Genomic DNA, 5,001 nt, shown 5'->3' with positions numbered 1-5,001 from the left:
ATCAACGCTCAAAGCTGGACAAACCATGAGACCGTCTATATCTTTACAGATAATGGACGAGATGAGATTACCCTTGTTGATATTATGGCGCATGTCGGCGAAGAGAATGCAGCGGTCGGTAGCTTAAAATCACCAATGCCAGGACAGGTCGTTGCCTTTAAGGTAGCAGTTGGTGATACCGTGAAAAAGGGCGAGCCATTAGCCGTCATCGAAGCGATGAAAATCGAACATACCATTACGGCACCGACAGACGGCGTGGTTGCAGAATTGTTATTTGGCGCAGGTGACTTGGTTGCTGATGGTGATGAGCTGCTGCGTATTGATAGTGAAGATAGTAAGTAAAAAGGACAATCAGTATGAGTATCTCGTACCCAAAACACGTTACCATCGTCGATGTCAGTCCACGTGATGGCTTGCAAAATGAAGCCATGACAGTGCCGACTGAGGTTAAGCAAAGGCTTATCGATGACTTGATTGCCGCAGGGATTAAAAAACTTGAGGCTACTAGCTTTGTATCGCCTAAATGGGTGCCGCAAATGGGCGATAATAGCGCACTGTTAGAAGCACTTGCAGCCACACGCCACAGTGATGTGAGTTATTCGGTACTGGTGCCGAATATGCGTGGTTTTGAGAATGCTATCTTGCATCGCCCTGATGAAATCGTTATTTTTGGCTCAGCAAGCGAAACCTTTAGCCAAAAGAATATCAATTGCAGTATTGATGAAAGTATCGAACGTTTTGCGCCCGTTGCCGCTGCTGCCAAAGCAAAAGGTATCAAAGTACGCGGCGTCATCTCTTGCACGGTAGGTTGCCCTTATGAAGGCGAAATTGATCCAAGCCAAGTAGCGTATGTTACCAAGCGATTAATTGAGATTGGTGCTGAGCAAATTGGTATTGCAGATACCATTGGTGTTGGTACGCCGCTCAAGGTACAGCGGGCGCTACAGGCTGCACTTGAATATGCTGATATCAGTATGCTATCAGGGCATTTTCATGATACCTATGGTCAAGCTCTCAGCAATACATTAGCAGCACTACAAATGGGTGTGAGTGAATTTGATACTTCAGTCGCTGGACTTGGTGGTTGTCCTTATGCTAAAGGCGCAACGGGCAATGTTGCCACTGAAGATGTGGTTTATATGCTGCATGGTATGGGTATCAGTACTGGTATTGATTTGGATAAATTGGTCGTTGCTGGTGAGCGTATCAGTGAGTTTTTAGGTCGTCCTAATGGCTCAAACGTGGCACGTGCCTTGATTAATAAACGTCAGTCTTAACCAATATAGTCAATCTACTATAAAAGTGTTACAGCGTTAACCTCGCTTGAAGTATTTAATATACATCTACACTTGGTTGCCTTGTACCACTTTCAAATTGAATTGTCTATAACATCAAAAGTGGCATCAAAAATACAGTGGCTTTAAAAAACAGATTAAAATTCAAGATTTAAAACATCAAAATACAAGGAATGGTTATGAGTTTACCTGGATTGAATTTTCAGCTTGGCGAAGATATCGACGCCTTACGTGACATGGTACAACAGTTTGCGGCTAATGAAATTGCCCCACGTGCTGCCGAGATTGACAGTAGCGACGAGTTCCCAATGGATTTATGGCAAAAGATGGGCGATATTGGTCTACATGGCATCACCGTTCCTGAAGAGTATGGTGGCTCTGACATGGGTTATGTCGCGCATATGGTCGCGATGGAAGAGATTAGCCGTGCTTCTGCCTCTGTGGCACTTAGCTATGGTGCGCATTCTAATCTGTGTATCAATCAGCTCAAACGTAACGGCAGTGAAGCCCAAAAACAAAAATATCTGCCAAAACTCATCAGTGGTGAATTCATAGGCGCACTAGCCATGAGTGAAACCGGTGCAGGCTCAGATGTGGTCAGCATGAAGCTAAAAGCCGAAGAAAAAGACGGTCATTATGTGCTAAATGGTAGCAAAATGTGGATTACCAATGGTCCTGATGCTGATGTGATGGTGGTTTATGCCAAAACCAATCCAGAGCTAGGTGCCAAAGGCATGACCGCTTTTATCGTTGAAAAAGGCATGGAAGGCTTTGGCACCGCTCAAAAGCTTGATAAGCTAGGCATGCGTGGTAGTCATACTGGTGAGATGACCTTTAATAATGTTGAAGTACCTAAAGAGAATATCTTAGGCGGCTTAAACGAAGGCGTTAAAGTTTTAATGAGTGGACTGGATTACGAGCGTGCAGTATTAGCCGCAGGTCCTATCGGTATCATGCAAGCAGTGATGGATAATGTCGTTCCTTATATCCATGACCGTAAGCAGTTTGGGCAAGCTATCGGTGAGTTTCAGCTTATCCAAGGTAAAGTCGCCGATATGTATACCATCCTGCAAGCTGGACGCAGCTTCTTATATACCGTTGGTAAAAACCTCGATATGTTAGATCAGCGCGGTGCCGGTCATAGTCGAGAAGTGCGTAAAGATTGTGCCAGTGTGATTTTATGGTGTGCTGAAAAAGCCACTTGGATGGCAGGCGAGGGCATTCAAATCTTTGGCGGTAATGGCTATACCAATGAGTATCCACTAGGTCGTTACTGGCGTGATGCCAAGCTTTATGAGATTGGTGCGGGTACCAGTGAGATTCGTCGTATGTTGGTTGGTCGTGAGTTGTTTAACGAAACAAAATAATACTAACTCCTAAAAGTCGATTAACTTTGTCAAACTTGCTAAGCCTACTTGATGTAGTGCTTGCAGAAGTTTTTCGCATTACTCTAACTTTTGGAAGTGGTATAAAAATACTTAGGTTTTGATTAAACCAAAAAAAGCAGGACGTTTAAAACGTCCTGCTTTTATATGTCTATTTTTTAGCTAATTTTAGAATACTATGCCTGTTTACTATGGTCAAAATAGCGTGCGAGACCATTTAATAATAAATCATCGCGCAGGCGCACTGGGCGGTTGACGTGTTGGGCAATAATAGCCGCATCACCACCAGTCATAATCACTTCAAAGTTGGGATGACGATTACTAATCTCGTTAATAGCACCGACAATTGATAATAATATCCCGCGATGTACCGCATCTTGCGTGGTGATGCCTTGACTGACACTATCAAAAGTACCGTTAGAGATGGTGATTTGCTTGGTACCTGAAAATAACGACTCGCGTTGAAGATAAATACTGGGGAAAATATAACCGCCCAAATGCTCAGCATGGTCAATCAAATCAATGGTCACTGCTGTACCGCAGCCAATCACACATTGACGTTTGGTTCTATCCACCGCACCGAGCATTTGTAGCCAGCGATCACAGCCGAGCTGCTCATCGTTATAAGCGCTTTTCATCAGCGGATGATTGGCATCGACATGGACAAATTCAAATGGGATATTAAGGCGACTGAGTGTCTCTGAAACTTTGACATTGAGATCATCGCCGAGCACCGATGAGATACCGATAAAGTCAGGGGCATAACGCTCAAAGCGGTCGGTCAAACCCATGAGTAATTCGGCAGGTGCTTGCAAATGTTGCTTGGCATCATGTGAGACTATCTGTCCGATATCATCGGTAAGCCAGTATTTAAGGCGGGTGTTGCCGAGATCAAGCCAGAGCATAAAATTCCCTTTAGATAGAGCGCATTAAGTAAATGCTTTAAGCGTTATCAATAACGTCGATGCGTCCGGTAAAAAGCGCAGAAATATTACCGTTATCTTGGCGTAATTGCAAACATCCATGTGTATCAATACCGCAAGCATAGCCAGTGAGCGTCTCTTTCTGACCGTTGTGCTCTTGAGTAATACGTAAGCGCAGTCCTGCTAGTGCATCCATTGAGTCAAATTGCTGTAAAAAGCTGTCTAAATTATAGGTTTGGCCAGTTGGCTTTTCTAACCCTAAATGCTCAAAGCGTGTCATCGCTGCCATGAGCGCTTTACTCATTTGCTGATAAAGCGCTCGTAGACCTGGCAAACTACTTGCTGATTTGTCTGGCTCTAGCAGCTGCTCGATATCCTGTAAGCTAATAGCTTGATAGCTCATACCTTCGCAGGTTTGTGCAGTAAGTTTGGGTGTCGCTTGTACATTAAAACCAACTCCCATCACTACGCCGACCAACTTGCTTGCTTGGGTAACCGGCTCAATTAATATACCAGCAAGTTTGCTAAATTGAATAATTTGCGTGCCCGATACGGTTTCATTTTCTTCAGAGAGAGATTGATAAAATCCCAAATCATTCGCCCATTTTACCCCTATAGGCGTCAATCCTTGCGCAGCTAGTTGTGCATTTAACGTTTGAATAACGGGCATTTTTGCCAGCTCAACGCCAATGATCAACGACAATAAACCACTAATGGGTATATGGACTGGATAGTATAACGACAGATAGACATTGCCGCGTGGTGATTGCCATGAGCGCCCATGTTGTCCGCGACCTGCACTTTGGGTTTCGGCAGTCAGTAGATGCATCTCGCGGGCATTGAGCGTGCCATCTTGTACTGCTGCAATAAGCTCACTGTTGGTTGAGACACTGCTAGATAAATGCTGATGGTTAAGCTCTGGTAAATGAGTAAGCAGGTATGACTTAGAGGCGCAGTCAGATAAAGAGTCGAATGGCAGCATACGTTTTTTCGCTGTGGTTAATAGAGCAAATGTGATAAATGTGGCAGGGGTAATCTTTGATATACTGAGCAATGGTCACAAATAGTCAATATAGAGTAGATAGGATAAAGGTCAGTGTACGATTTGGCAAATGCAATTAAGCGTATGATAAGCAAGTACTCAAAAGATAAAATAATCTAATAAAAAGACGCAGGATAAAAGGCTGATTCGATGATGTTATATGTGTGGTTTGTGATTGCAGGGGCGTTCGCGGGCGTCAGCGCAGGCTTGTTTGGTGTTGGCGGTGGCATGATTATTGTGCCAGCATTGGTGTGGATTTTTGCGGCTTATAATTTTCCTCCTGAAGTGGTGACCCATTTGGCAATCGGCACCTCGCTTGCCACGATTGTTGTAACCTCAATCAGCTCAATGACAGC

At 44.2% G+C, this 5,001-nt stretch carries 6 protein-coding genes; 4 read left to right on the top strand and 2 right to left on the bottom strand.

What is annotated here, in order from left to right:
* The 3 genes from VLN09_RS09630 to VLN09_RS09620 all read left to right on the top strand — a co-directional run.
* Window positions 1–342: acetyl-CoA carboxylase biotin carboxyl carrier protein subunit (locus tag VLN09_RS09630; protein ID WP_325245983.1), on the top strand; the 342-nt coding region annotated here is incomplete at its 5' end.
* 14 nt (window positions 343–356) lie between these two features.
* The gene (locus tag VLN09_RS09625; protein ID WP_325245981.1) at window positions 357–1,277 is read left to right on the top strand and encodes a hydroxymethylglutaryl-CoA lyase; all 921 of its coding nucleotides are present in this window, start codon (window positions 357–359) and stop codon (window positions 1,275–1,277) included.
* Window positions 1,278–1,474: 197 nt separating this feature from the next.
* The gene (locus VLN09_RS09620; protein ID WP_133103779.1) at window positions 1,475–2,662 is read left to right on the top strand and encodes an isovaleryl-CoA dehydrogenase; all 1,188 of its coding nucleotides are present in this window, start codon (window positions 1,475–1,477) and stop codon (window positions 2,660–2,662) included.
* Window positions 2,663–2,856: 194 nt separating this feature from the next.
* On the opposite strand, the gene VLN09_RS09615 is transcribed toward VLN09_RS09620, so the two are convergent.
* Together VLN09_RS09615 and VLN09_RS09610 are read right to left on the bottom strand one after the other, a co-directional pair.
* Complete coding sequence (locus VLN09_RS09615) at window positions 2,857–3,585, bottom strand: pantothenate kinase (protein ID WP_325245978.1); 729 nt, start codon at window positions 3,583–3,585, stop codon at window positions 2,857–2,859.
* Between the two features lie 37 nt (window positions 3,586–3,622).
* Window positions 3,623–4,585 carry a biotin--[acetyl-CoA-carboxylase] ligase gene (locus VLN09_RS09610; protein ID WP_325245976.1) on the bottom strand — a complete coding sequence of 321 codons (963 nt, stop codon included), beginning with the start codon at window positions 4,583–4,585 and terminating at the stop codon, window positions 3,623–3,625.
* 213 nt (window positions 4,586–4,798) lie between these two features.
* On the opposite strand from VLN09_RS09610, the gene VLN09_RS09605 reads away from it, so the two are divergent.
* Window positions 4,799–5,001 (top strand): TSUP family transporter (locus VLN09_RS09605; protein ID WP_325245974.1); only part of this gene is annotated, 203 nt, incomplete at its 3' end.

It is taken from the genome of Psychrobacter sp., from assembly GCF_035469765.1.
In the GTDB taxonomy this organism is placed as follows: Bacteria; Pseudomonadota; Gammaproteobacteria; order Pseudomonadales; family Moraxellaceae; genus Psychrobacter.
Note: the sequence above shows the minus strand (reverse complement) of the source record. Positions and strands in the feature narration are given on the sequence as shown.

What these genes read in the sequence shown, in the direction of transcription:
- VLN09_RS09620 (WP_133103779.1), top strand. Translation starts at nt 1,475, where the DNA reads ATGAGTTTACCTGGATTGAATTTTCAGCTTGGCGAAGATATCGACGCC.
- VLN09_RS09625 (WP_325245981.1), top strand. Translation starts at nt 357, where the DNA reads ATGAGTATCTCGTACCCAAAACACGTTACCATCGTCGATGTCAGTCCA.
- VLN09_RS09615 (WP_325245978.1), bottom strand. Translation starts at nt 3,585, where the DNA reads ATGCTCTGGCTTGATCTCGGCAACACCCGCCTTAAATACTGGCTTACC.
- VLN09_RS09610 (WP_325245976.1), bottom strand. Translation starts at nt 4,585, where the DNA reads ATGCTGCCATTCGACTCTTTATCTGACTGCGCCTCTAAGTCATACCTG.